Raw genomic sequence first — 25839 nt, 5'->3', positions numbered from 1 at the left:
TATTTAGTTATGAAGAAACTATCGCTTTGTATCCTCACTTTCCTGGTTTTCCTGTCGGCAGTAAATGCACAGGAGAAGAGAATATTCAATGAAACGGATGCACAAAAAGAACAGCGGCTGGCCTGGTGGGTGAACGACCGCTTTGGCATGTTTATTCACTGGGGACTGTATTCCATGCCTTCCCGCCATGAATGGGTAAAGAGTAATGAGCACATCACCGACAGCGCCTATCAGAAATATTTCGACCTCTACAACCCGGACCTGTACAATCCACGTGAATGGGCCCGGCAGGCGAAAGCCGCAGGTATGAAGTATGCGGTGATCACCACCAAACATCATGAAGGCTTCTGCCTGTTTGATTCCAGATACACCGATTATAAAGCGCCTAACACCGCAGCTAAAAGAGATCTGATCAAAGAATGGGTGGAGGCTTTCCGGGCAGAAGGATTGAAAGTAGGGTTTTACTATTCGCTGATCGACTGGCATCATCCGGATTATACCATTGATCGGGTGCATCCGCAGCGCCCTTCCGATCCAAAGGATTATGACAAGCTGAATAAAGGCCGTGATATGGAAAAATACCGTACTTACCTGAAGAACCAGGTGAAGGAACTGATGACCAATTATGGAAAGATAGACATCCTCTGGACTGACTTCTCTTTTCCCGGTGAACATGGGAAAGATCATAACGACTGGAATTCGCTGGATCTTATTAAAATGATCCGCAAACTGCAACCGGGTATTATCATCAACGACCGCCTGGACCTGGGCGAGTACGAAGATGGTGGTGATTTTGCCACACCGGAGCAATATAAAGTATCTGAATGGCCTACCCGCAACGGTAAACGTATCCATTGGGAAACCTGTCAGACTTTCTCCGGTTCGTGGGGGTATTACCGTGATGAAACATCCTGGAAAGATAACAAGCAGTTACTGGTGCTGCTGATTGAATCCGTGAGCAAAGGCGGTAACCTGCTGCTGAATGTAGGGCCAACCTCCCGTGGTACTTTTGATGCCCGCGCACAGGACAGGCTGAAAGGAATGGGCGAGTGGATGCAGGTGAATGGCCGTTCCATTTACGGTTGTACCGAAGCTCCCGCAGAGTTCAAACGTCCGGATAACAGTTTGCTTACTTACAATCCAACTACCAAACGTTTATACGTGCATCTGCTGGATTATCCGTTACAGCGTTTCGAGCTGCCGGGCATGAAAGGCAAAGTGAAATACGCGCAGTTACTGAATGATGGTTCGGAAGTGAAGATGCGTGGCACTGATAAAGGCGACCTGGCGCTGGAACTGCCGGTGCGCAAGCCTGATGTGGAAATTCCGGTAATAGAATTGATTTTGCAGTAAGCGAAGGTTGTCCTGGTTCAGGAAAATCAGCCTAATCCTGAACCAGGACAATTTACCATCGCCGAAGGCGATCTCATAAATTTTTCTAGAAAATCTCAGGAAGATGTATATTTTTATACTCACCATCTTTTATTGTTAAACGTCCTGGATGAAAAAAGCTTTTTTTTGCCTGAGTACATTAATACTGGCGGCTGTATTATTCAGCTTTGCATCACTGCCGCCGGTAGCAAAAAAGCCGAATATTGTAATCATCTTCATGGATGACATGGGTTATGGTGACCTTGAATGTTATGCCGGCACTCCCTGGCACACACCTAATATCAACCGTATGGCCGCACAGGGCATGCGTTTCACTTATTTTTATGCGGCGCAGGCAGTTTGTTCTGCATCAAGGGCGGGGTTACTCACCGGCTGTTATCCGAACAGGGTAGGCATTAATGGCGCCTTGTTTCCAATGTCTCCTATTGCGCTGGACACCGCCGAACAAACCATTGCATCTGTTTTAAAAGCACAGGGTTATCACACCGGCATGGTAGGCAAGTGGCATTTGGGTAGCAAGGAACCGTGGCTGCCTTTGCAGCATGGATTTGATGAGTACCTGGGGCTGCCTTATTCCAATGATATGTGGCCGGTGCATTATGATGGGAAGCCTTATTCGGATACCTCTACACATCCGCGGAGCAAGTTTCCGCCGCTTCCGCTGATAGAAGGTAACAAGCCACTGAGATATATTAAAACACTGGAAGATCAGTCGCAGCTCACCACGCTTTATACGGAAAGGGCCTGCCGTTTTATAAAGAATAACCGGCAGCAACCGTTTTTCCTGTACCTGGCGCACAGCATGCCGCATGTGCCTATTGCGGTTTCAGAGAAACATAAAGGAAAGAGTAAGGATGGACTTTTTGGAGATGTGATAACAGAAATAGACTGGTCTGTTGGCCAGGTATTAAAAACGCTGGAAGAGAATGGTTTATCTGATAACACCCTGGTGATTTTTACCAGTGATAATGGTCCGTGGTTGTCTTATGGTAATCATGCCGGAAACACTGGTGGCTTGCGGGAAGGCAAAGGTACTTCCTGGGAAGGAGGTACGCGGGTGCCGTGCATTATGCGGTGGCCCGGGAAAATTCCTGCTGGTACTGTTTGCAATAAGATGGCTGCTACTATTGACCTGCTCCCCACTGTGGCCAATTTATGCGGGGCTGCATTGCCGGTCCGCAAAATTGATGGAGTGGATATGAAGTCATTATTATTTAATGAACCGGAAGCAAACCCACGGGATGAACTGGCCGTATATTACCAGGTGAATAGTTTGGAGGCCATCCGGAAGGGGCCGTGGAAACTGGTACTCCCGCACAAAGGCAGAACGTATAAATTAAATCTGCCGGGATATGATGGTTTCCCCGGGGCACAACCGGAAGTAGATGTGCCCATGGCACTGTATGATATGCGACGCGATCCGGGTGAGACATTAGACGTGCAGAAGCAGTTTCCGGAGGTGGTGAAATCCTTGCAGGAAATAGCAGAAAAGTACCGGTTAGCGCTCGGAGACGACCTCACCGGGGCAAAGGGAACTGAGCGAAGAGCAGCCGGAAAGGTACAAATGTAATATATATGCTAAAGTATAATTTGTTTTAAATGAGAGAAGTGCCGACTTTTAAATAGTTGATTAGTAATTGATTGTATTCCCGTTAATCCTTTAAAAGACTACCAGATACCACGTTATATTTTCGTTTTATTGTTAATATAAAAGGAATTGTATATTAATATTTATTGAAAAACCATATATGTATCCGATTGACTGCTGCATCTAATTGTTTCAAATTTGTTACGGGTATGGGAACCGTGTAATCTTTCCATTTATAATTTATCAACCATACCAGCTTCCGGGAACTTGCAGTTATCAATGGGAGATTTCATATGAATTATATATAACCCAAAAGGAATATTATGAAAAAAGTGCGGCCTATAAGTCCTGGTAGTCTAGGAGGAGCGCGTGTTTTGGAAGTTTCAGGATTGCACAGCGAATCATCAGAAACGTTACAACAATTAGCAAAAGATATCTGCAACCTGGTTTTTATGGATATAGAGATACCCGGATTGACCGCGATAGAAGCCGCCAGCATAGTAAAAGCAGCTTACCCTGATATAAATGTGCTATTGCTTACCCTGAACGAAACGGAACAGGGATTAACGCAGGTGCCGGCAGCAACCGAAGCGTTTAAAATGGATCATGTACCGCCGGTCTCCCTGACTGAGTTTATTTCTCAGATTTATGAGACGGCCCTGCAGTCGAATTTAGTGGCGGTTAACAAAGTACTGGCCTTTTTTCGTAAAGAGAAACAGGTTTATCAGGATCCCTATGGATTATCGCCGCGGGAGAAGGAAATTTTACGTTGCCTGGTAGATGGCGACACTTACAAGCAGATAGCCGAAGGGTGTCATATCAGTGTGGGAACAGTTCGTTCCCATATCATGAATATTTATCGCAAGCTCGATGTAAATTCCCGCTCCAACGCTATTGTAAAGGCAATGAAAGAACACCTGGTCTGATGCCATATGCTTTAGCCCCAGAAACCCTGCGCCTTTACTTGCTTGCCTTGCTGACGTAACGATTTACGCACCTGTACCACCATCTGCTGATTACCTGCCACATAATAAGTTGTATCTGCCACCGGGAAATCATAATGGTACAACCATTCATGCAGATCGGTGAAATAATGTCCGTTATTGGAAAGCGGTTGCACCTGCATTTGTAATAACTGCTTCGTAGCTGGATCTTCCAATTGCAGGAAACAATGAAATTGCTGTTGGGCGGTTTTACGCAGATACAAAGAATGGAAGTGCCCTGCGGCGCTGGCATCGCCTATGCATACCAGGTGTTGTGCGCCGGAGGGCTGATGCAGGCCACCACCGGGTCCTGCATAATACACTTCATCACCCGGCTGAAGCCCCAACGCCCAGGAGCTGCCCGCCCCTTCATGTCCGCAATCCACTATCAATGTGGCGGTTTGTGCAATGGTATTCCAGGATGCAACGGTATAGTCGCGGTAAGTATATGGAGCCACCTCACATTTGAGGTGCTGGGTGCTGCGTTCGGGCAATGCCTGCGGCAGTTGCAGATCTATCTCTAATAAAAAATTTCCTATGCGCGCTACGCTTAGTACGTGCGCAGTTTTCCCTATGCGCGACATCAGTAAACTGGTCGCCCTGTCTTTAATTGAAGGCATTTATTAAATGTATTTGATGGTGATAATGCGCCGGCTTGCGGCGGGGTAAGCTTGCAGAACAAAGAGGCTGATATTTCCCGGGGCCAGTGGAAAACCGTTACAACGCTTCTTCCGGGGTTTGCCCGTTTATTTCCGCAGGGTTAGCATTGGCTATAAAAAGTACTGATGGTTTCATAAGTCAAAAATTATTTCTGCAAAGCTACCGGACCCGCGCTTCTCCGTTATTACACTATTCCGGGTTATAGTTATACTTTTCCCGGCTCGAGATCCGGAAGGCTACCGGCGTTTGACCAGTGTGCTGTTTAAAGAAACGGTTGAAGTACGTGACTTCGTTGAACTGCAGATACCAGGCTATTTCCTTGATGCCGTGCGTGGAATGCAGTAACATCCGCTTCGCCTCCAGTATCCGTCTTGCAGCCAGTAAAGCAGAAACCGTTTGTCCCGTTTCCTGTTTTACTACTTCATTCAAATGGTCTGTGGTTACATGCAACGCCCGCGCATAGTCTCCCGGGCTGCTCCAGCTCAATAAGTGCTGCTCCATCAGTTCACGGTAACGGGTTAATAACTCCGGTTGTAAGGAGGATCTCCGGGTACTTTCCGGAAGATAACGCATAAACTGGGTCAGCAATACCGCCAGGTAATGCTGTAGCACCTGCTCCTGCAGCGCCTTGCGCGTATTGAATTCCCGCAGCAGCTGGGCGCACAAATGCCATATTTCCTGGTAAGCAACACTGTCGGGCGTTACCGGGTGCTCCATACATAGAGGCAATGCAGGGAAGCCGGCAGGTAAAAAATCAGTAGTGAAAGAAATCAGGTACACATCCAGCACCTGGTCTTCATCCGTTGACAGGTGCACCTGCCACGGCGCCAATAAAAACATGCTCTCCGGTGGCATGTCTATCAGTCTGAAATCTACCATATGCCGGCTCCGCTGTTTGCCTGTTACCGCCAATGTGTAAAACTCGTGCCGGTGGGCCATTGTGAAATCAGCATTGGGGTGGTGGACCGGTTCCCCGGCCCGTTTATAATGAACATCTATCATCAACCCCGGAACAACCAAAAGCTCTTCCAGCCGGTATGATGCAATGATGGATTGTTTTCCTTTTTTCATAATAACATCCTCACCCTATTATCTGACGATTGAACAAAACAATTATTGTATAATTTTATTTTTTTGCTTTTGCAGAACAGAAAGATTACCTGATCTTTTCTTTTTGCGCTGTCTTAAAAAGATACCTGAAATGGGTAAAATTGCATACATTTATTTGCAACCGATTGCATAGTTTCGGACTATATTAGCACAACAAAGTTTTGGAATACCTGTAGAAGTGGTAGTAATGTTGATTTAAGATGCTCAACGATGTTGCAAACGTTTGCTGAAAACCGATGAATTCCATGATGAAAGAACGAATGTCAGGTAACTGATACACATTCCCCCTTTCTCCAACATGCCACGAAAAGAATTAATAAAGAATACCCACCTGCCTGATCACCATAGTTGGACGGTACAAAATCCGGCTGGTGCAAGGGAATGGAAACAGGCAGGACGCAACCTGAAAAATAATATATTGATGATAAAGTATCTGTTAGCAGTTTCACTGATGTTCCTGGCCGGAAACACCGGCGCCGCCACTCCGGCAGATTCCCTGCTAAAGCTCTGGTACCGGCAACCAGCCAAACAGTGGATAGAAGCGCTGCCCGTAGGAAATGGCCGTATTGGCGCCATGATCTTTGGAGGCGTACAGGAGGAAGAACTGCAGCTTAATGAAGGCTATCTCTGGTCAGGTGTTCCCCGCGATGGTAATAATCCGTCCGCTAAAGAACTGCTGCCTGTTATCCGCCGGCTGCTGACTGAAGAAAAATACATGGAAGCAGACCAGGTGGCCCGTAAAATGATGGGTACCTACAGCGCCCGGTATCTCACACTGGGAAGTCTTTTTATAAGTAATGATATACCGCAGGAAGCCACACAATATAAACGTGAACTGGACCTGAACAATGGAATAGCCCGCGTTAGTTACCTTGCTAACGGTATTGCCTATACGAGAGAAGTGTTTTGCAGTTACCCGGCGCAATTGCTGGTAATACGCTATACCGCCGGCAAAGCCGGGCAGCTTAGTTTCAGCACCCGCTTTGCTAACCCGATGCCACATACCAGCAGTGTAGTGAACCCGCATTACCTGGTAATGAAAGGCAGATGCCCGGAATACGTGGCTGCAAGGGCCTATGAGCCAAAGCAGATTGTTTATGGCGATAAAGGGATCAATTACGAAGTACATCTCGATGCCCGCGTAAGTGGGGGACAGGTGAAAACAGATACCGCCGGCATACACATTTCCGGCGCAACGGAAGCGGTGCTCCTGTTATCCATAGGAACCAGTTTTAAAGTTGGATTGCCTAACGGGAAAGATCCACATATGGCTGCTGTGGCGCCTTTGCAGAAAGCAGGCAATTACCTGCAACTAATGGGCGGACACGTAAACGATTATACGTCGTTGTTTAACCGGGTGTCGCTCAACCTCGGAAGCGACACCTCCGCATCGTTGCCAACAGATGAAAGGCTGAAAGTATATACCCTCCACGGTGGCAACCGCGATCCGCAACTCACCACCCTGTTATACCAATACGGCCGCTACCTGATGATATCCGGTTCCCGCAAAGGCGGACCAGCCATGAACTTACAGGGATTGTGGAATAAAGAAATGCAGCCGCCCTGGGGCTCCAACTATACCATCAATATCAATACGGAGATGAATTACTGGCCGTCCGAAACAGCAAACTTATCGGATTGCGGTAGTCCTTTGTTTGATTTTATTGGCCAGCTGGCGCAACACGGACGTGTAACCGCTGCCGTTAATTATGGCGCAAATGGCTGGACGGCGCATCATAATTCAGACATATGGGGTATGACTAACCCGGCCGGTGGCATTGATTTTTCAGACCCAAGCGGTAACCCCAAATGGGCAATATGGCCAATGGGTGGAGCCTGGCTAAGCCGCCATCTGTGGGAGCACTACCAGTTTACCGGCGATAAGAAAATGCTGCAACAGGTATATCCCGATCTGAAAGGCGCTGCGCTGTTTATGCTCGATTGGCTGGTGAAAAACAAAGACGGACAATGGATAACCAGTCCTTCTACCACACCGGAAAACAATTTTATGGTGAACGGCAAACGCGAAGGCTCTGTGAGTATTGCCACCACAATGGACCTTTCTATCATTCACGACCTGTTTAACAATACGATTCAGGCAGCCGAGGTGTTGCATCAGGACGCGGCGCTGGTGGCCCGCATCAGGCAAACCATGAAGGAAATGTATCCTTTCCATACCGGTCAGTATGGACAGTTGCAGGAGTGGTACAAAGACTGGGACGATCCAAAAGATTCCCACCGCCACGTATCTCACCTGTATGGCCTGTTTCCCGGAAATTTCATTTCGCCACGAAGAGATACGGTACTATCGGCGGCGGCTACACGTAGTTTGCTGCTGCGGGGCGATGGTGGAACCGGCTGGTCTAAATCATGGAAAATAAACTGGTGGGCGCGCCTGGAAGATGGCAATCATGCGTATACCATGTTGAATAAACAGTTGTTTCTGGCTGGCGGTCAAACCATGAGCGTAGCCGATAACAGCGGCGGATCTTATCCCAACCTGTTTGACGCGCATCCCCCGTTCCAGATAGATGGCAACTTTGGAGTAACTTCAGGCATTACAGAAATGTTGCTGCAAAGTCATGATGGTGTATTACACCTGCTGCCCGCATTGCCGGATGCCTGGCCTTCCGGCAGTGTGAAGGGATTAAAAGCAAGAGGTGGTTTTGAAGTAGATATGGAATGGAAGAACGGGCAGCTCACGCATGCCGTGATCCGTTCTGCACTTGGAGGCAACTGCCGTATTCGTACGCGCGTGGCCGTTAAGATAAACGGGAAGGCCGCAAAAGCGGCCGTTGGTAATAATGCAAATCCGTTTTACCAGTTACAGATCCCCGGAAACACCATTGTAAAAGATCCAACGAAATTACCGGTGTTGCAGTTGGAAAAAGTTTTTGAGTATGATTTTTCAACTGCACCTGGTAAAACTTATGATATCTTATGAAAAGGCAAATGATATAACAGGTAGGGAGTTGATGAAATTATTTAAACTCACCATGTATTGAACCCGCAACCAAAATAATATCCACGATGAAAAAAATGAGTTGGCTTTTAACTACCGGTTTATTATGGCATGCCTTCACCACGTTGGCCGGAACACCTGCACAGTTTGTACAGGCGCTGAAAAGCAGTGCCGCTGTGGTGTATACCTCCAATGGCAGCATAGCGCCGGATGATATTAAAGTGATCCGCAACTGGAAAAATGACCGCTGCGAAATACGTATAGTCAACACCGGTAGTACGGCGGTACGATTGAAAGAAGTAGTAACTGGTGTAGCAGGTAAGATTTTGTTGCCCTCCACACCCTTTTATGCAGAAGGTTTCCAGATGCTGACGCAAACAGCCGGTACCCTTGCTCATCCTGAAACATTGGGTAATTATACGGATGCCGGCCACTATAAAATTCCGCAGCCGGATGGATACCTGGCAGTATACAACCTGCTGCGTTTATATCCTTCAAAGGAAGAACAGGTATTATTAGGCTACACCTCCAGCAGGCGTTTTGTGGGTAAGTTTTATATTTCTGCAGATACCATCAAAACAGTAACTGATCTGGAGAACCTGGAACTCGTTCCCGGAGCCGATTTTAAGCTGGAAGAATTAATGGTGATCACTGGTAAGGATGGCAACGCATTGCTGGATCGCTTCGCCGCCAGGATCCAGGAACAACATCCGCGACTTGAATTTAAGCAGCCACCTACCGGCTGGTGCTCCTGGTATTGTTTTGGTCCGAAGGTAACGGCACAGAATATTTATGATAATCTTGATTATATAAAAAGTAATATTCCGGCGTTAAAGTATATACAGGTAGATGACGGCTATCAACCGCATATGGGCGATTGGCTGGAGTCGGGCAATTCTTTTGGCGGCAATGTACAGCAGGTGCTGAAAACCATCCGGGAAAAGGGTTTTGAGCCAGCCATTTGGGTGGCGCCGTTTATTTGCGACAGCAATTCCACTATTTATAAGAATCATAAGGACTGGCTGGTGAAAGACGCTTCCGGCGCACCTTTGCGCAGCGACCTGGTTACATTTGGCGGGTGGCGGCTAAAGCCCTGGTATGTGCTGGATGGTACGCATCCCGCCGTGCAGCAACACCTGGAGCAACTATTCCGTACTATGCGCAACGACTGGGGCGTTACTTATTTTAAACTCGATGCTAATTTCTGGGGCGCTATTCACGGCGGCAATTTTTATGACGCCAGAGCTACGAGGGTAGAAGCATACCGGCGGGGTATGGAAGCCATTCTCAAAGGCAGCAGGGATGCTTTTATACTTGGTTGTAACCACCCGCTGTGGCCATCATTAGGGCTGGTGCACGGGAGTCGCAGCTCTATGGACATCAAGCGCAGCTGGCCGGTATTTGAGCGTTCGGGCCGTGAAAACCTTTACCGCGCCTGGCAAAACGGCCGCTTATGGTGGAATGATCCGGATTGTTTGGTGCTTACCGGCAACATGCCCGGTAACGAATTTAATTTTCATGCAGCCCTGTTATATGCTACCGGCGGCATGTTATTAAGTGGAGATGACCTTACTAAGATATCACTGGAACGGCTCAACGTTTTGAAGAAGGCTTTGCCTCCCACCGCAAAGGCAGCTGCTTTTGAAGGTGCTGATTTTGAAATAGGAAGAGTTACTACGGACGCGGGTAAACAGGTAATTCTTCTCAACTGGCAATCATCTTCCAAAAAAATAACCGTAAAACTTGATCGGTCATACAAGGTATCAGACTATTGGACAGGCGCAGATCTTGGCACACACAACGGTTCCTTTGTGATGGAGTTGGCAGGACATGATGGCCGGGTATTATTGTTAACACCAAAAAAATAATTCCATGCGTACGTTCCTGGCAGCCTTATTCATTGGTATCTCCTGTATTCTACAGGCGCAATCGCCCTATCAGCAAACGGTGCTCAAAGATACACGGCCGGCAGTGATGAGACGGGCCGCATGGGCAATGCAACAGGCGCCTCAAACGATTACTGCCTTCCAATGTGATCGCAGCGCTGGCGGCATACACGATTTCTATTCGGAAGGGGATTACTGGTGGCCCGATCCGGCGAACCCCAACGGGCCTTACATTCAGCGCGATGGCCAAACCAATCCTGAAAATTTTGTGGCGCACCGGCAAGCCATGATCCGCTTCAGCCGGGTGATGGGCGCACTGGCGGCAGGATATATTGCTACCAGAGATAACACCTACCTGCAGCGGGCGTTGCAGCATGCAAAGGCATGGTTTGAAACACCTGCTACGCGCATGAATCCTTCGTTGCTGTATGCACAGGCTATCAAAGGAAAAGTAACCGGCCGGGGTATCGGTATTATTGATACCATCCACCTGATGGAGGTGGTACAGGCATTGAGTATTATGGAGAAAGCCGGCGCCATTCCGCCGGAAGATCTTGCAGCTTTTAAAAGCTGGTTCAGTGAGTACCTGCAATGGCTGACCACACATCCTTACGGGAAAGATGAAATGAATGCCGCCAATAATCATGGTACCTGTTGGGTGATGCAGGTAGCGGCTTTTGCACGTTTTGTGAATGATAAGGAACTACTGGCGTTTTGCAGCAACCGTTATAAAACTGTACTGCTGCCCCGGCAGATGGCCGCTGACGGCAGCTTTCCGCTGGAACTGAAACGGACTAAACCTTACGGCTACTCGTTGTTTAACCTCGATGCCATGAGTACCATCTGCCAGTTGCTGAGCACGCCGGATAATGATTTGTGGCGGTTTACAGCAGACAGTAGTAAAAGTATCGCCAAAGGGATTGCCTATCTCTATCCATATGTAAACAATAAAAACAGCTGGCCTTTTGCGCATGATGTGATGTATTGGAACAGCTGGCCGGTGGCGCAACCCTTCCTTATTTTCGGTGCGGCCGCTTTTCAGCACCCGGAATATTACCGCTTATGGCTGTCGCTCAATAAGGATCCGGAGGAAGAAGAGGTGCTGAGAAACCTCCCGGTGAGGAATCCTCTGATCTGGTTATGAATGCTTTAAAATTTACAATTATTTAAGATTCAGATGTTTTATTTTCTTAATATAAATCCTTAACTTTAGGAGACTATACACTATGTTTAAACTTTAGAGAAATGAGTTGGATGGACGACTTGTATGTTATTTACCAGAAGCTGGATGCCACCGGTTGTGAAGAGGTAAAACATGACATTTTAAAAGCCCAGATTGATGGCTGTAACCGCGGAGAAATCTATTTCCTGGTATTACAACAACTGGTACAGATCAAAACAGGGAAGGCGCCTGTTTATGAGTTAATTAAGGGAGAAGTAGAAAATATTATCCACTACAGTAAAGGACAATACCTGAGTTAATTATTTTAATTCTTCTATCAGTTTCTGCACTTTGAGATAATTAGGCGCGCCGGACGGGATTTTTAATAACCATTCGAGGCATTCCTGCTTACGTCCTTCTCTCAGGTAGCTCAACGCCATATAAAACGCTGCTTCATACCGGAGTTCGCTGCTGTTGTTAAAAACAGTCAGCAGATCCTGTCGTGCGCTCTCCATCTGGTTTTGGTCGATCAGCGCCACGCCGCGGTAGTAACGGGCGTATAAGTTGCCGGGGTTGGCCGTCAGCGCTTTATTCAGCAATAAAACTGCTTCGTTGAAGTGTCCGTGATTGAACTGTACAATGGCTTCTTCCGGAAGCCGCAGGCTGTCTATATCCGGGATCTGCATTTCTGTGGAGGCGAACTGCCGGTAGATATTCTTTCTCCAGGGACTTACATACAGCAATATGGCCATTCCTGCCGCTATCAGCGCAGTAAGGATCACATAGTTGCGGATGGGAATGGGCGAATTATCTTTTAGCGTGTACCAGGCATTGCGATGGGTAAACAGCAAATGTTGCAACTCATCCCGGTTGGTATCGTTACAGATCTTCTGAGCCAGTAGTTGCCGGACTGCATCAAAGCGTTTTACCTGTTGCGTAAGGAGAGCGTCGCCCTGTAGTCTTTCAGAGAATGCCTTGCGTTCAGTTTCGCTCATTTGTCCGCTGAGGAAACGGTCTGTTTCCAGCAGGTCTTTTTCAGAAAGGCTATTGGCTTTTAGTTTTATATCGATGTCCCTGAACAGGCTGCGGAAACAATCGGCTCTTCTGCCGGGTAGCTCGTTAACAGGGATATTGGTTTCTGCGGCAATGTCTTCCTGCAGGCAGCCATCTGTGAGCGACCAGCGGAGCAGCTCTTTACATTCGTCGGAGAGGGTCAGGTAGTAGTGATAGGCGAGTCTCCTTTTTTCCCCTTCTTTCAGCACATCTTCCACATCCTGGATATCGTCTCTGCTCATAGTGGAGAGTTCTTCTGCCTCCAGGCCGGGAATACGCTGTCCTCTTCTTTCCAGTTGCTGTTCCCAGATACGCTTGCATAACAGTTGCAGAAAGGGCTCAAAGTCGGTGACTTTCAGCGGGTGACGGCGGGCGAAGTAATAAATGTCCATCAGGGCTTCTTCGAAAATATGGGCCGCATCTTTTACGTGACCGCTTTTTTGCAGAATGAACCGCTTTTCTTTGGAAGCAAACCGCTGATAAATATTTTCAATTACTGCTGGTGTATGGTGAAGCAATCCCTCAATATATTCCTGGTCGTTATTTATTAATTGTTCAGGTGACATACATATCGTTTTTGCCGGTTCCTCTGTACTAAAAATATTAAACCTTGCCGAAGTGACCTAATTATTTATTCCGGTCTGTACAAATGCGATGCCTGTGCGGTGGAACGCATTCCCCCCGGTATCCTGTTGCTGCACCCGGGCTGTACCGTGGCGTTTCGTTCACGCTATGCTGCCTTTGGAAGAAATCATGGTGGTGAACAGCCGGGCGCCACCTTCTGCAGCCAGCCTGTATAAATGCAGCCTGATTGTTGACTTTGAAAATAAGTTTGCAGAAGAAACGCCGGAATTACTGCAAAAGATGCTAAAGGTACCTTTGGTGAAAGAGGTATTACATAACGTTGAACTAAAGAATGGTCAGCTCAGGTTTAAGCCTGCTGTTAATTGTTTAAGGATCGTTTTCAGCTGTGTAAATGCTTCTTCTCCTATGATGCCGGCGTACAGGTCCTGTACTTCATCTACCGCTTCATAGGCGTTGATCATAAACTCTTTTCCTTTCTCTGTCAGGAAGATAATGCTGGCGCGGTTGTCGGTATCATGTTTGCGGGTGCCGATATAGTTGTCTGCTTCCAGGTTCTTTACCACCTTGCTCATGGCTTGTTTGCTGATACGCGCTTTCCTGGCGAGGTCGTTGTTAATGGTACCCTGCGCATCGATGTGTACCAGGAGTACCATATCTCCCAGTTTAAAATTTTTGTATCCGCGCTCCAGTAGTTTTTGTGTAATACGCAGGTCTATATCTTTTTTGAACAAATTTATCAGGCGGGCGAGGCTATCCGGTCTTTTGGCCAGGCATGCCTCATATCTCGCATCTATAGTTGCGCTCATCATATTGTAGGTTTGGTAAAAGTGTACAGTTGATAAAATCTTGTCCTGATGCAATGCTACAAAAAAGCAGTGATTTTTTGCGCGCTGCTTTTTAAAATTTGTGCCTGCACGGTACTAAAAACAGGAAGACCCGCCGGTAAGGCGGGTCTTTAATATATTTTCAGGGTAGTGTTATTTGTACACGTAATCAGCCATTACGGTATATGTTCAAATACGCTTTCTGCCCTGGTGTAGCATCTCAGTCCGACGATGGTATTGCTTATCCCCACCTTTACTCTTTGTGCAGACCTGATACTGGTAGACGTCAGTCAATCAGAGCCTAAAGCCCCCGCGATACCCATTTCCAGTCCACGCAGTTCTGCCAGTCCGCGTAAACGGCCGATAGCGCTGTATCCCGGGTTGGTTTTCTTATGCAGGTCATCCAGCATCTGGTGGCCATGATCCGGGCGCATAGGAATGGAAACATTGCGGCGTTTCATGGTGAGCAGGATGTTTTTCACCACGGCAAACATATCTACGTCGCCTTCCAGGTGGTTGGCTTCGTGGAAGTTGCCCAGCGCATCCCGTTGTGTGCTGCGCAGGTGGATGAAGTAGATATGATCGCCCAGGCGCTCTATCATGCCGGGAAGGTCATTGTCGGCCCGTACGCCATAAGAGCCGGTGCAAAAGCACAAGCCATTGGAGGTATATGGTGCAGCAATGAGGAGTTCGCGGGCATCCTGTTCGGTGCTTACCACACGTGGCAGCCCGAAAATAGGGAATGGAGGATCATCCGGATGGATGGCCAGTTTAACGCCGGCTTCTTCTGCAACGGGCGCTATTTGCTGAAGGAAATAGAACAGGTGCAGTTTCAGCTGGGTGGCATCAATGCCTTTATATTTATCTAATGCGGTCTGGAACTGTTGCAGCGTAAAGCTTTCTTCAGATCCGGGTAATCCGGCAATGATATTTTTTTGTAAGAGTTCTTTGTCGGCCGCAGTCATGCTGTCGAAATGTTCCTTCGCGCGGGCCATTTCTTCTTCACTGTAATCTTTCTCTGCATCTGGTCTTTGCAACATAAACAGGTCGAATGCCATGAACGCTGCTTTTTCAAAGCGCAGCGCTTTGGAGCCATCTTCCACGGTATAGGACAGGTCGGTGCGGGTCCAGTCGAGTACCGGCATAAAGTTGTACGTAACGGTACGTATACCGCATGCTGCCAGGTTCCGCAAGGTTTGCTGGTAGTTGTGGATATAATCCCTGAAACGGCCGCTTTGCGTTTTAATATCTTCATGTACCGGCACGCTCTCCACAACAGACCAGGTAAGTCCTGCTGCTTCTATGATGGCTTTCCGCTTTTGTATCTCCTCCTTCGTCCATACCACTCCATTAGGCACATGGTGCAATGCGGTTACAATTCCGGTAGCTCCTGCCTGTTTAATATCAGACAAGCTAACCGGATCATTGGGCCCGTACCACCGCCATGTCTGTTCCATTCTCAGCATAATGCAAATACGTTTAGTAAATCCAGAATTTCTAGTTCCAAACCCCAAAAATATAATCTATCCACACATATACAAACTTTGATTTCAAATTTTAAGGCCGTCTGCGGTGATCAGGGTGATCATGAGGTCCATCACATTTGTTTGGGTTGGCCCCGTAATCATTAACCCGCCTGCTTTTGAGAAGAAATGCCATGCATCGTTCTGTTGTAAAAAACTATTTGGATCGAGCTGCATTTTTGCAGCATTTTTCATCGTTGATGCATCTACGATAGCTCCTGCAGCATTGGTAGGACCATCGCTGCCATCGGTACCACCGCTCAGGAAAGTAAGCGCAGGATGATGGGCAAGGGCGATGCCTGCTGCCAGCGCCAATTGCTGATTCCGGCCACCACGGCCATTCCCGGTTACTTCCACCGTAGTTTCTCCACCTGCCAGCAAACAGGCCGGCAAAGGACCGTTATACCGGAGCGCTGTTTGTACCAGGTCATCAGCTACGGCATGTACTTCTCCCGTAATAGTATCAGACAACAATACCGGGTGATAGCCCAGCTGCCGGGCTTTTGCAGCCGCAGCTTCCAATGCCACGCGGTTGGTACCGGTAAGATAGTTGTGGGTATGCTGCAGGGAAGGATCACCAGGTTTAGGCGTTTCAGGTACCCTGCCTGCAACACCGTTTTCAATATGTTGGAGGAGGGAAGCGGGTATTTTTTCCGGGAGATGATATTTGCGGAGTACATTCATAGTATCCGCAAAGGTAGACGGGTCGGCCACTGTGGGCCCTGATCCTATCACGCTGAGGTCATCGCCCACTACATCGCTGAGTACAAGGGTACATAACGTAGCCGGATATATGCTTTTTGCCAGCTGCCCGCCTTTGATACCGGAAAGATGTTTTCGTACCGTATTCATTTCCCGGATATCGGCGCCGCTTTTCAGTAAGGCATCAAACAGTTGTTGTACTTCGGGTAAACTGCTGTGTGCCGGTACATCCGCCAGCAGTGCGGAGGCGCCGCCGGAAAGTAAAAAGATCACGAGGTCGTGCGGCTGCACTTTAGAGGCCATGTCCAGCAGTTTAACGGAAGCGGCTACACTCTGTTCGTCGGGTACGGGGTGACCGGCTTCCACCAGTGCTACCTGCTGTAACGGTAACGCATGTCCGTACTTTGTAACTACCATTCCCTGTACCGGGAAATGCGCTATCAGTATGTTTTCCAGCTCCTGTGCCATTGCGGCGGCAGCTTTGCCCGCCCCCAGTATCCAAACAGCCGCCTGCTCCGGGATGGCGTAGCTATCTCCCGAAATATTAATAACACGGGTAGCAGGTATTACCTGCACATTTTTCCTGATCAGCTGCTGTGGATGCACTGCTGCTACGCCCTGCAGGAAAATATCTTTTATGTCGGCGGTGGTGTTGCTCATTTTTCCAGGCATAAAAAAAGCAGTGAGACAACTCACTGCTAATATCTTCAAGTTAAGAAATTTATTGCGGTTGGGTGGAGTCTTTGGCTTCCTTCTTTTGCCGCTTTTTTTCCATTTTTTGTTCGAGGTGTTCCTTTTTTGTCATTTCCCAGTCGTTCCACTTCTTATACTGTGCAGGCGTAAACACGGTTTTAAAGCGCTGGCTGCGTTCTGTATCCAGGGCTTTAAACTGTGTCATGCGCTCCTTTTTGGAGAGGGAAGGATTGTTTTTCACGGCATCCATCCTGCGCACAATATCCTGGTTGATCACCAGGATCTTTTTTTCCTGGTCTTTGCTCAGATTTACCTTGTGGGAAATCTTATCCGTTATTTTATCAGCTCTTCCTTCCGCAGTCCAGCGGCCTTTTGTATTGGTAGTATCTTTTACCTGGGCACTGGTAGTAAAGGTAGTTGCTGCAAAGAAAACGGTCAGCAGCATCCATGTATAAACAGAAATAAACTTCATAGTCAGCAAGTATTATACGAATTTAAACAAACTTAAGCTGTAAACCCTTTTCAAATTATCCCTTTTTCGTGTGAATCCAAAATACACTTACCACTCATAAAAAATATGCCGTTTTATTTAGTCCCGCCTTAATGATTTATTACATTTAGCCGATCAACTGAATCTGAACCGAAAAAATAAAAGATTTACATGAAAAGAGCTTTTGAGAAACCCGGGACAGCCCTGCTGTTGCGGTGTATTACCTATGCTATGAAGCGGCACCGCGGTAAACTGCTGTTACTGACCCTGCTGGCAACCGGCCAGGCAGCCAGCGCACAGGAAACCTATCCGCTCAACGGGATTGCCGATCCCCGCGAAGGGTGCTTTGCTTTTACACATGCAACCATTGTAAAAGACCCGCAAACCACCCTGAACAATGCCACACTGGTGATCCGCGACGGGAAAATAGTGTCTGCCGGTACATCGGCCGCTATTCCGAAAGATGCCGTGATAGTGGATTGTAAAGGCAAATACATCTATCCTTCTTTTGTGGATATCTTCAGCAACTATGGCTTGTCGGAGCCCAAACGGGGAGCTTCCGCATGGAATGCACCACCCCAGTTCCTGTCTAACACTAAAGGCGCCTATGGCTGGAACCAGGCCATCAGAAGCGAAGTGAATGCCGTGGATCTTTTTTCGGCAGATGATGGAAAGGCCGCGCCCCTGCGTGAAGCGGGATTTGGCACCGTGCTTACCCAACAGCCCGATGGCATCGCCCGCGGTACCGCTGCACTGGTAACCCTGGCCACCGCAAAAGAAAATAAAGTCATTATCCGGGAGAAAGCCGCTGCGGCCTATTCTTTTGATAAAGGCACCTCCACGCAAAACTACCCTAACTCGCTGATGGGCTGTATCGCCCTGCTGCGACAAACTTTCCTGGATGCGCAGTGGTATAAAACCCAGCCCGCAAAGGAAGGCGTGAACCTCAGCCTGGAAGCATGGAATGCCAGCCAGCAGCTACCTCAGCTGTTTGAAGTTACCGATAAATGGGATGCGCTCCGCGCAGATAAAATAGGAGACGAATTTGGTGTGCAATATATCATCCGGGCCAGTGGCAATGAATACCAGCGTATCAGCGAAATGGCTGCCACAAAAGCCACTTTCGCGTTGCCGCTTAACTTCCCCGGCGCTATTGATATGGAAGATCCCGCAGACGCCCGCTACGTTTCACTGGCAGAGATGAAACACTGGGAAATGGCGCCTACGGAGCCCGCCGCATTTGAAAAAGCAGGTATTCCCTTCTGTTTAACCGCTGCTGATCTGAAAGATGTAAAACAATTCCTGGCCAATGTGCGGAAAGCCATCAGCTATGGCCTCAGCGAACAGAAAGCACTGGAAGCATTAACAAAAACTCCGGCCACACTCATCAAGGCTTATGATAAAGTAGGTAGCCTGGAACCGGGTAAACTGGCGAACTTCCTCATTACTTCCGGTCCCGTTTTCAGCGAAAAAACTATCCTGTACCAGAACTGGGTACAAGGAAACCGCTACACCATTAAGGCCGACGGCTGGAATGATATCCGCGGTATCTATACCGTAAATCTCACTCCCGGCGGCAGCTACTCCGTAGAAGTGAGAGGCACCGCCGCGGCTCCTTTGCTGTCTGTTTTACAGAAAGATACCCTTCCGGGCCGCATCGATGTAAACGGAAAACTGGTATCGCTGTCGCTCGCGCTGGCAAAGAACAGCAAAAGCAATGTTCGTCTCAGCGGTATCATCGGCGATAACAGCTGGAACGGTACCGGCGCCGACACCAGCGGCAACCTCGTAAAATGGACCGCCGTATTTGTAAAGGCAGTCCCCGAGAAAGCTGATTCTGTAAAGAAAGAAACACCATTGGCCATAGGCCCGCTGTATTATCCGTTTAATGGCTACGGCTGGGAAAAACTACCCTCACAGCAGGATCTGCTGATCAAAAATACCACCGTGTGGACCGGCGAAAAAGAAGGGAAACTGGAAAATACAGACGTTTTAATCCGCAATGGTAAAATTGCACAGGTAGGTAAGAGCCTCGCTGCCGGCAACGCCCGGGTGATCGACGGTACCGGCAAACACCTGAGTGCCGGCATCATCGACGAACACTCGCACATTGCACTCAGCAGGGGAGTGAACGAATCATCGCAGTCGGTTACTTCCGAAGTAAGGATCGCAGATGTACTCAATCCCGATGATGTTAACATTTACCGCCAGCTGAGCGGTGGCGTAACAGCGTCCCATTTATTGCATGGCAGCGCCAACGCCATCGGGGGGCAGTCGCAGCTGATCAAACTCCGCTGGGGACAAAATGCAGAAGACCTGAAAGTGACCAACTGGGACCCTTTCATCAAATTTGCATTGGGTGAAAACGTAAAACAATCCAACTGGGGTGATCGTAATACCGTGCGTTTCCCGCAAACAAGAATGGGCGTGGAACAAATCTATACAGATGCGTTTACCCGTGCGCTTGACTATGAAAAGCAGGGCCCCGGCAAGCGCCGCGACCTGGAACTGGACGCACTCGTGGAAATATTACACCAGAAACGTTTTATTACCTGCCACTCTTATGTGCAGAGTGAAATCAATATGCTCATGCATGTAGCAGACAGCTTTCACTTCAAAGTAAATACGTTCACACACATCCTTGAAGGATATAAAGTAGCCGATAAAATGAAAGCGCATGGCGCAGGCGCCGGCACCTTCGCCGACTGGTGGGCCTATAAAATGGAAGTACAGGACGCTATTCCTTACAACGCCGCCATCATGCAGGGAGCAGGTGTGCTCACCGCCATCAACTCCGATGATGCAGAAATGGCCCGCCGCCTGAACCAGGAAGCCGCCAAGAGCATCAAATACGGCGGCATGACCGAAGAGGAAGCGATTAAGCTGGTGACCATCAACCCCGCTAAGCTGCTGCATGTAGACAACCGCATGGGAAGCATCAAAGTGGGTAAAGATGCGGATGTGGTACTGTGGAGCGATAACCCGCTGAGTATTTACGCCAAAGCAGAAAAGACTATCGTGGATGGTATCGTGGAATTTGACCGCGACAACGATCTGCAATTGCGCAAGCGTATTGCAATGGAGCGTAATCGTCTTACCCAGCTATTGCTGGCAGAAAAGAAAAAAGGCACGCCTACCCGCAAAGCATCGCTGACGCCGGAAGAAATTTATCATTGTGAAGATCTGCAGGGCGGACATCAGCAAGCTATTGGTTATTGATCTGTTAGAAATTTTTTAAGCACCGCTAAATGCTACAAGCGATGAAAAGACAATTAATTTTATTAAGCCTTACCCTGGGAATGTATACCGCCCGGGCACAGGAAACGATATCTCCGGCAGCCCCGCAAAACAAACCCGTATACCTTACCAATGCCACTATTCATGTAGGCAACGGGCAGGTAATTGAAAACGGCACCATTGCATTCAGCAATGGGAAAATTACTGCAGTAGGCAGTAACATCGCCGCTGCCGGTGGCGATGCCACGGTACTGGATATGAAAGGCCAGCATGTATATCCCGGTATCATTGCGCCCGAATCCAACCTGGGCCTGGTGGAGTTTGAGAGCGTACGTGCCACCATCGATGCGCGCGAGGTGGGAGAAATAAATCCTTCCGTACGTTCCATCATTGCGTATAATGCCGATTCCAAAGTAATCAACACCCTGCGTTCCAACGGAATCCTGCTGGCACAGGTAACACCGGAAGGTGGTATTATCAGCGGCGCTTCTTCTGTAGTACAGCTGGATGCCTGGAACTGGGAAGATGCCGCCTATAAAACAGATAATGCGCTGCACTTTTTTATGCCGCCACTGGCCCCGCTGGGTGGTGGTCGTGGCGCCGTTCCCAACGACCGGCTGAAAGCAGCACTGGAACAAATAGAAACGGTGAGAACATTTTTCCGCGAGGCGAAGGCTTATCAGCAGGAAGGCAAACATACTGCTACCAACCTGAAGTTTGAATCGATGCGGAAGCTGTTTAACAGGGAGCAGAAACTGTTTATCCACTGCGACCTGGTAAAAGAAATGCTCGTAGCGATAGACTTTGCCAAAGAGTTTCAGCTTGATGTAGTGATTGTTGGCGGAGCTGATTCCTGGCTCATTGCAGACATCCTGAAGCAAAATAATATCCCGGTAGTACTGGCGCAGCCACATGCTTTGCCGGTAATGCAGGACGATGATGTGGATCAGCCTTATAAAACTGCCGCGCAGCTGCAAAAAGCCGGTGTGCTGTTTTGCCTGAGCAACGAAGGCTTCTGGCAACAGCGTAACCTGGGCTTTGAAGCAGGTACTGCCAGCGCTTATGGTTTAACAAAAGAAGAGGCCCTGTCGGCAGTTACACTCAACGCTGCTAAAATCCTGGGGATCGATAAAACTACCGGCTCACTGGAAACCGGCAAGGACGCGAATATTGCCGTGAGTACCGGTGATATCCTGGATATGAAGTCGAGCGTAATTACACGGGCGTTTATCCAGGGCAGGGAAATAAACCTGGATAATAAGCAGAAGCAGTTGTATGAGAAGTATGAGAAGAAGTATGGATTGAAATAGCAGGAATGGCTTATAGAAAAGAAGGGCTGGTATCAATACCAGCCCTTCTTTTCTATAAGCCTAATTTTATACTGCTTTTACGAGATAATAGTTCTTCTTTCCTTTCTGAAAGAGAATATACTTATCACGCAGCAAAGCATTGGTATTGATAACGGTTTCTATACCTTCTATTTTATTTTTATTCATACTCACGCCGCCGCCCTGCACTGTTTTGCGGGCTTCTCCCTTACTGGGGAAAATACCGGTTTCCGCCAGCAGGCTTACTACATCTTTCCCGGTTTCGAGGTCGGCTTTAGCTACCTCAAATTGTGGTACACCGTCCATTACATCGAGGAGTTGCTCTTCTGTGAGAGATACCAGCAGTTCAGCAGTATCGTTGCTGAAAAGCAGGGAAGAAGCTTTTACTGCAAATTCATAGCTTTCTTCTCCGTGTATAAAAATAGTGACTTCTTTTGCAAGCCTTTGTTGTAACTGGCGTAAGTGTGGTGCCTCGCGGTGTTTGGCAATCAGTTCATCTACTTCCGGTTGTTCCATGAAAGTAAATATCTTAATATAGCTTTCTGCATCTACGTCTGTAGTATTCAGCCAGAACTGGTAGAACATATAAGGAGAAGTCCGCCTGGAATCCAGCCATACCGTTCCCTGTTCTGTTTTACCGAATTTAGTGCCATCTGCTTTTTTTATGAGCGGGCAGGTAAATGCGAATGCCTCACCACCAGCTTTACGGCGGATCAGTTCTGTACCGGTAACAATATTACCCCACTGATCTGAGCCACCCATCTGCAGTTTACAGTTTTTAACAGTATACAAATGATAGAAATCGTAACCCTGTATCAGTTGGTAGGTAAATTCAGTGAATGACATCCCGTTGTCGCCTTCGATCCTTTTCTTAACGGAATCTTTGGCCATCATATAGTTAACGGTGATGTGTTTACCGGTATCACGAATAAAATCGAGGAAGGAAATATGTTGGAACCAGTCGAAGTTATTCACCATCTCAGCTGCGTTTGGCTTGGCAGGATCAAAGTCGAGGAAGCGTTCCAGCTGGGCTCTGATACCGGCTACATTCTTCTGCAGGGTATCCAGGTCCAGCATTTTCCTTTCTTCCGCTTTAAAGGAGGGGTCGCCTACCATGCCGGTAGCGCCGCCCACCAGCGCCAGGGGTTTATGTCCTGCCTTTTGCAGGTGCACCAGTAACAGGATGGGTACCAGGCTACCGATGTGTAACGACTCTGCGGTGGGATCAAAACCAATATAAGCAGTGGTCATTTCCTTTTTCAGTTGCTCTTCTGTGCCAGGCATCATATCCTGTAGCATACCCCGCCAGCGCAGTTCTTCTATCAGATTCATGATTTTAATAACAATTTTTGCAAACCTACATAAAATTCGCAGGATTCGCCCATTTTAAGGATTCCGGCTGGTATTACAAATATCTATGTAAATTTATAAAGAAGACCGGCCGTTTGCACCTGCTGCCGGTTAGAGATACAGATGTGATCATATTCTTTCTTACCCCAAACAAAATATTATGAAAAAAGCACTCGTTTTTTTAGTGGCACTATGTTTTGCGATACCGGTACTGGCGCAGGATTGCAAAGGGTACTATTACCTGCTTAACAACGCGGAAATTGAAATGACCATCCTGGATGCGAAAGGCGTGGCCAGCGGGAAAACCATTTACAAGGTCACAAATGTGCGCAAAGATGGGGCTGGCACCGTGTCTGACTTTACCAATACTTTTTACGATAAAAGCAATAAGCAGGTAACCTCCGGCACCGGGCAATTTAAATGCAGTGGAAACGGCGTAGCCATAGACATGAAGATGAGCGTTCCCTCGATGCCTCAGATGAAAGACATGAAAATGGAAGGCAAAACCAACGCCTCTTTTCTTGATTATCCCTCCGGAATGCACGCCGGACAAGAACTACCAGGTGGTACCTTTGAAATGAACGGTAATGTGAAAGGAATGGAGATGGGTATCAGTTATGTGATCAGCAATAGAAAAGTGCTCGGAAAGGAAAAGGTAACCACACCCGCAGGCAGCTGGGATTGCTTCAAAATTGCTTATGATATTAATTTTGAGATGAAAATGATGGGGCAGGGGATTCCGATGAAGTTCAGTGCCATAGAATGGTTTGCCCCTGATTTCGGACCGGTGAAAACCTCCTCCAGTAAAGATGGAAAAGACATGGGAGGAACAATGATCACAGCGCTGAAGAAATAAAAAGAGCCCCTGATTACTTTTTGTGATTTTCGCGGAGGTTGTCTTTCTCAGGATTACCCTGATTTTACTGATTAACTTTTGTGATTATGGAGGGATTTGAGAAGATTAGTGCATTGGTGAGATTTTAATCCGGGTATTGATATTTTCTCTGGAGAATTGGTTTATTTTCGTTTTTTGTATGATTTCCGGAAAATTCAGTGAAGTTAAAAGGCTTTTATCATCGCCATCCCTAAAATAATTAAAAAGGGTGAGCGGCATTTAACGGCAATGATTTATTGAATACCGCTCACTTATTTTTGCCAGGATGTCAGTTTTATATGGCAGTGCCCGCATAAACACCCTGTGTGTTTTCGCCTGTAATGCTCTGTAGTAAAGGGTTTCATGATCAAGTCCACGTCCCCTCCACGTCCCCTCCGGGGAATCTCCATGTATTAAGCATCTGCTAAGCATCTGCTAAGTATCTGCAAAGCATCTGCTAAGTATAAATGAAGCATCCCCCAGTCAATCTTTAAGCATCCACTCCAATCTCCCAAGTCACAAAAAGCTAATCTGTAAAATCAGGGTAATCCTGAGAAAGATAACCTCCGCTTAGATGTTCTTGAGGCATTTGGCCAGACTGTCTCTCCAATAGGGGATAGTAATGCCAAAAGTGCTTTTGATTTTTTCCTTGTTTAATACGCTGTATGCCGGGCGTTTAGCGGCCGTTTTATATTTATCGGAAGTAACGGGGTATATGGCAGTAGTGGCGTTGGTCATTTCTTTAATGGTCACTGCAAAGTCGAACCAGCTGGTCACACCCTCGTTGCTGTAATGATATACGCCGCCGATGGCTGCATCCGGATTGGCAGATTTATACTGCAATACATCCAGGATCGTTTTTGCCAGGTCGCCTGCATAAGTAGGAGTGCCGGTTTGATCAAAAACAACATTCAGTTCCTGTTTTTCCTGCATCAGCTGCTGCATTCTTTTAACAAAGTTAACTGCGAATTCGGAGTAGAGCCAGGAGGTGCGGAGTATAATAGTGTCCGGGTTATAACCGGCAGCAGCGGCTTCACCACGCACTTTGGAAGCGCCGTAGATGCTTTCCGGATCAGTTTCGTCGGTTTCTTTATAAGGTACATTTTGTTTTCCGCTGAATACGTAATCCGTGGAAATATGCAGCAGCTGGGCATTATGCTGGGCGCATATTTCCGCCAGGCTTAATACTGCCTGGAAATTCAGCAGAAACGCTTTGTCTTCATCTTCTTCTGCTTTATCTACGGCTGTATAGGCGGCACAGTTGATACAGGCGTCGATCTGCTGAGCGGAAAAATAAGCTGCCAGGGCATCCGCGTCAGTGATATCCAGGTCCTGGTAATCGGTATATAACAGGTTGAATTGCGGATAATCGCCTGCCACTTTTTGCAGGGCTTGTCCTAATTGGCCGTTTCCGCCGGTAACAAGAATATTCTTCAT

20 protein-coding genes are annotated in these 25839 nt (G+C 47.8%); 11 read left to right on the top strand and 9 right to left on the bottom strand.

Going from position 1 to position 25839, the window contains the following annotated elements:
* Positions 1-9: 9 nt before the first annotated feature.
* The 3 genes from B5Z18_RS18140 to B5Z18_RS18130 all read left to right on the top strand — a co-directional run bounded on the left by B5Z18_RS18140 (position 10) and on the right by B5Z18_RS18130 (position 3906).
* Positions 10-1353, top strand: a complete 1344-nt coding sequence (locus B5Z18_RS18140; RefSeq protein WP_079470884.1) for an alpha-L-fucosidase — start codon at positions 10-12, stop codon at positions 1351-1353.
* 148 nt (positions 1354-1501) lie between these two features.
* Positions 1502-2962: a sulfatase family protein gene (locus B5Z18_RS18135; RefSeq protein ID WP_079470883.1), complete on the top strand. Its 1461-nt coding sequence runs from the start codon at positions 1502-1504 to the stop codon at positions 2960-2962.
* A 341-nt stretch (positions 2963-3303) separates the two neighbouring features.
* Positions 3304-3906, top strand: a complete 603-nt coding sequence (locus B5Z18_RS18130; RefSeq protein WP_079470882.1) for a response regulator transcription factor — start codon at positions 3304-3306, stop codon at positions 3904-3906.
* A gap of 11 nt (positions 3907-3917) precedes the next feature.
* Here the strand turns inward: B5Z18_RS18130 and B5Z18_RS18125 are convergent, their stop codons facing one another.
* Positions 3918-4583: a siderophore-interacting protein gene (locus B5Z18_RS18125; RefSeq protein WP_079470881.1), complete on the bottom strand. Its 666-nt coding sequence runs from the start codon at positions 4581-4583 to the stop codon at positions 3918-3920.
* Positions 4584-4812: 229 nt separating this feature from the next.
* Positions 4813-5694: a helix-turn-helix domain-containing protein gene (locus B5Z18_RS18120; protein ID WP_079470880.1), complete on the bottom strand. Its 882-nt coding sequence runs from the start codon at positions 5692-5694 to the stop codon at positions 4813-4815.
* A gap of 460 nt (positions 5695-6154) precedes the next feature.
* Between B5Z18_RS18120 and B5Z18_RS18115 the strand changes: the two genes are divergently transcribed.
* The 4 genes from B5Z18_RS18115 to B5Z18_RS18100 all read left to right on the top strand — a co-directional run bounded on the left by B5Z18_RS18115 (position 6155) and on the right by B5Z18_RS18100 (position 12063).
* Positions 6155-8677, top strand: coding sequence for a glycoside hydrolase family 95 protein (locus tag B5Z18_RS18115; RefSeq protein ID WP_143313631.1), 2523 nt, complete (start codon positions 6155-6157; stop codon positions 8675-8677).
* An 86-nt stretch (positions 8678-8763) separates the two neighbouring features.
* Positions 8764-10563: an alpha-galactosidase gene (locus B5Z18_RS18110; protein ID WP_079470879.1), complete on the top strand. Its 1800-nt coding sequence runs from the start codon at positions 8764-8766 to the stop codon at positions 10561-10563.
* Positions 10564-10567: 4 nt separating this feature from the next.
* Positions 10568-11725, top strand: coding sequence for an alginate lyase family protein (locus B5Z18_RS18105; protein ID WP_079470878.1), 1158 nt, complete (start codon positions 10568-10570; stop codon positions 11723-11725).
* A 101-nt stretch (positions 11726-11826) separates the two neighbouring features.
* Positions 11827-12063 carry a hypothetical protein gene (locus B5Z18_RS18100; RefSeq protein WP_079470877.1) on the top strand — a complete coding sequence of 79 codons (237 nt, stop codon included), beginning with the start codon at positions 11827-11829 and terminating at the stop codon, positions 12061-12063.
* On the opposite strand, the gene B5Z18_RS18095 is transcribed toward B5Z18_RS18100, so the two are convergent.
* On the bottom strand, positions 12064-13362 hold the full coding sequence (locus tag B5Z18_RS18095) for an RNA polymerase sigma factor (RefSeq protein WP_079470876.1): 1299 nt from the start codon (positions 13360-13362) through the stop codon (positions 12064-12066).
* 99 nt (positions 13363-13461) lie between these two features.
* Here B5Z18_RS18095 and B5Z18_RS32930 point away from each other — a divergent pair, with 99 nt between their 5' ends.
* Entirely contained in the window at positions 13462-13596 is a 135-nt protein-coding gene (locus B5Z18_RS32930; protein ID WP_262488114.1) for a hypothetical protein, read from the top strand.
* 120 nt (positions 13597-13716) lie between these two features.
* Here the strand turns inward: B5Z18_RS32930 and B5Z18_RS18090 are convergent, their stop codons facing one another.
* The 4 genes from B5Z18_RS18090 to B5Z18_RS18075 form a co-directional block, all read right to left on the bottom strand.
* A complete protein-coding gene (locus B5Z18_RS18090; protein ID WP_159454348.1) occupies positions 13717-14187 on the bottom strand; it encodes a MarR family winged helix-turn-helix transcriptional regulator in 471 nt (156 codons plus the stop codon).
* Positions 14188-14495: 308 nt separating this feature from the next.
* Positions 14496-15671, bottom strand: a complete 1176-nt coding sequence (gene uxuA, locus B5Z18_RS18085; protein WP_079470874.1) for a mannonate dehydratase — start codon at positions 15669-15671, stop codon at positions 14496-14498.
* Positions 15672-15755: 84 nt separating this feature from the next.
* A complete protein-coding gene (locus B5Z18_RS18080; RefSeq protein ID WP_143313630.1) occupies positions 15756-17141 on the bottom strand; it encodes a glycerate kinase type-2 family protein in 1386 nt (461 codons plus the stop codon).
* Between the two features lie 10 nt (positions 17142-17151).
* Complete coding sequence (locus B5Z18_RS18075) at positions 17152-17595, bottom strand: hypothetical protein (protein WP_079470872.1); 444 nt, start codon at positions 17593-17595, stop codon at positions 17152-17154.
* 189 nt (positions 17596-17784) lie between these two features.
* Between B5Z18_RS18075 and B5Z18_RS18070 the strand changes: the two genes are divergently transcribed.
* Both B5Z18_RS18070 and B5Z18_RS18065 read left to right on the top strand, forming a co-directional pair.
* The gene (locus tag B5Z18_RS18070) at positions 17785-20832 is read left to right on the top strand and encodes an amidohydrolase family protein (protein WP_235015954.1); all 3048 of its coding nucleotides are present in this window, start codon (positions 17785-17787) and stop codon (positions 20830-20832) included.
* A 41-nt stretch (positions 20833-20873) separates the two neighbouring features.
* On the top strand, positions 20874-22160 hold the full coding sequence (locus tag B5Z18_RS18065) for an amidohydrolase family protein (RefSeq protein ID WP_079470871.1): 1287 nt from the start codon (positions 20874-20876) through the stop codon (positions 22158-22160).
* Between the two features lie 66 nt (positions 22161-22226).
* On the opposite strand, the gene tyrS is transcribed toward B5Z18_RS18065, so the two are convergent.
* Positions 22227-23510 carry a tyrosine--tRNA ligase gene (gene tyrS, locus B5Z18_RS18060; RefSeq protein ID WP_079470870.1) on the bottom strand — a complete coding sequence of 428 codons (1284 nt, stop codon included), beginning with the start codon at positions 23508-23510 and terminating at the stop codon, positions 22227-22229.
* Between the two features lie 178 nt (positions 23511-23688).
* Here tyrS and B5Z18_RS18055 point away from each other — a divergent pair, with 178 nt between their 5' ends.
* Positions 23689-24384 (top strand): TapB family protein, encoded by a 696-nt coding sequence (locus tag B5Z18_RS18055; protein WP_079470869.1) that lies wholly within the window; start codon positions 23689-23691, stop codon positions 24382-24384.
* Between the two features lie 588 nt (positions 24385-24972).
* Here B5Z18_RS18055 and rfbD read toward each other — a convergent pair.
* A complete protein-coding gene (rfbD, locus tag B5Z18_RS18050) occupies positions 24973-25839 on the bottom strand; it encodes a dTDP-4-dehydrorhamnose reductase (RefSeq protein WP_079470868.1) in 867 nt (288 codons plus the stop codon).

The organism is Chitinophaga ginsengisegetis, assembly GCF_900168065.1.
GTDB lineage: Bacteria > Bacteroidota > Bacteroidia > Chitinophagales > Chitinophagaceae > Chitinophaga > Chitinophaga ginsengisegetis.
Note: the sequence above shows the minus strand (reverse complement) of the source record. Positions and strands in the feature narration are given on the sequence as shown.

Excerpts from the sequence above, each read along its gene's own strand:
- B5Z18_RS18100 (WP_079470877.1), top strand. The coding sequence starts at position 11,827 with ATGAGTTGGATGGACGACTTGTATGTTATTTACCAGAAGCTGGATGCC.
- uxuA (WP_079470874.1), bottom strand. The coding sequence starts at position 15,671 with ATGCTGAGAATGGAACAGACATGGCGGTGGTACGGGCCCAATGATCCG.
- B5Z18_RS18070 (WP_235015954.1), top strand. The coding sequence starts at position 17,785 with ATGAAAAGAGCTTTTGAGAAACCCGGGACAGCCCTGCTGTTGCGGTGT.
- B5Z18_RS18120 (WP_079470880.1), bottom strand. The coding sequence starts at position 5,694 with ATGAAAAAAGGAAAACAATCCATCATTGCATCATACCGGCTGGAAGAG.
- B5Z18_RS18130 (WP_079470882.1), top strand. The coding sequence starts at position 3,304 with ATGAAAAAAGTGCGGCCTATAAGTCCTGGTAGTCTAGGAGGAGCGCGT.
- B5Z18_RS18075 (WP_079470872.1), bottom strand. The coding sequence starts at position 17,595 with ATGAAGTTTATTTCTGTTTATACATGGATGCTGCTGACCGTTTTCTTT.
- B5Z18_RS18065 (WP_079470871.1), top strand. The coding sequence starts at position 20,874 with ATGAAAAGACAATTAATTTTATTAAGCCTTACCCTGGGAATGTATACC.
- B5Z18_RS18095 (WP_079470876.1), bottom strand. The coding sequence starts at position 13,362 with ATGTCACCTGAACAATTAATAAATAACGACCAGGAATATATTGAGGGA.
- rfbD (WP_079470868.1), bottom strand. The coding sequence starts at position 25,839 with ATGAAGAATATTCTTGTTACCGGCGGAAACGGCCAATTAGGACAAGCC.
- B5Z18_RS18090 (WP_159454348.1), bottom strand. The coding sequence starts at position 14,187 with ATGAGCGCAACTATAGATGCGAGATATGAGGCATGCCTGGCCAAAAGA.
- B5Z18_RS18125 (WP_079470881.1), bottom strand. The coding sequence starts at position 4,583 with ATGCCTTCAATTAAAGACAGGGCGACCAGTTTACTGATGTCGCGCATA.
- B5Z18_RS18140 (WP_079470884.1), top strand. The coding sequence starts at position 10 with ATGAAGAAACTATCGCTTTGTATCCTCACTTTCCTGGTTTTCCTGTCG.
- tyrS (WP_079470870.1), bottom strand. The coding sequence starts at position 23,510 with ATGAATCTGATAGAAGAACTGCGCTGGCGGGGTATGCTACAGGATATG.
- B5Z18_RS18110 (WP_079470879.1), top strand. The coding sequence starts at position 8,764 with ATGAAAAAAATGAGTTGGCTTTTAACTACCGGTTTATTATGGCATGCC.
- B5Z18_RS18135 (WP_079470883.1), top strand. The coding sequence starts at position 1,502 with ATGAAAAAAGCTTTTTTTTGCCTGAGTACATTAATACTGGCGGCTGTA.
- B5Z18_RS18055 (WP_079470869.1), top strand. The coding sequence starts at position 23,689 with ATGAAAAAAGCACTCGTTTTTTTAGTGGCACTATGTTTTGCGATACCG.
- B5Z18_RS18105 (WP_079470878.1), top strand. The coding sequence starts at position 10,568 with ATGCGTACGTTCCTGGCAGCCTTATTCATTGGTATCTCCTGTATTCTA.
- B5Z18_RS18115 (WP_143313631.1), top strand. The coding sequence starts at position 6,155 with ATGATAAAGTATCTGTTAGCAGTTTCACTGATGTTCCTGGCCGGAAAC.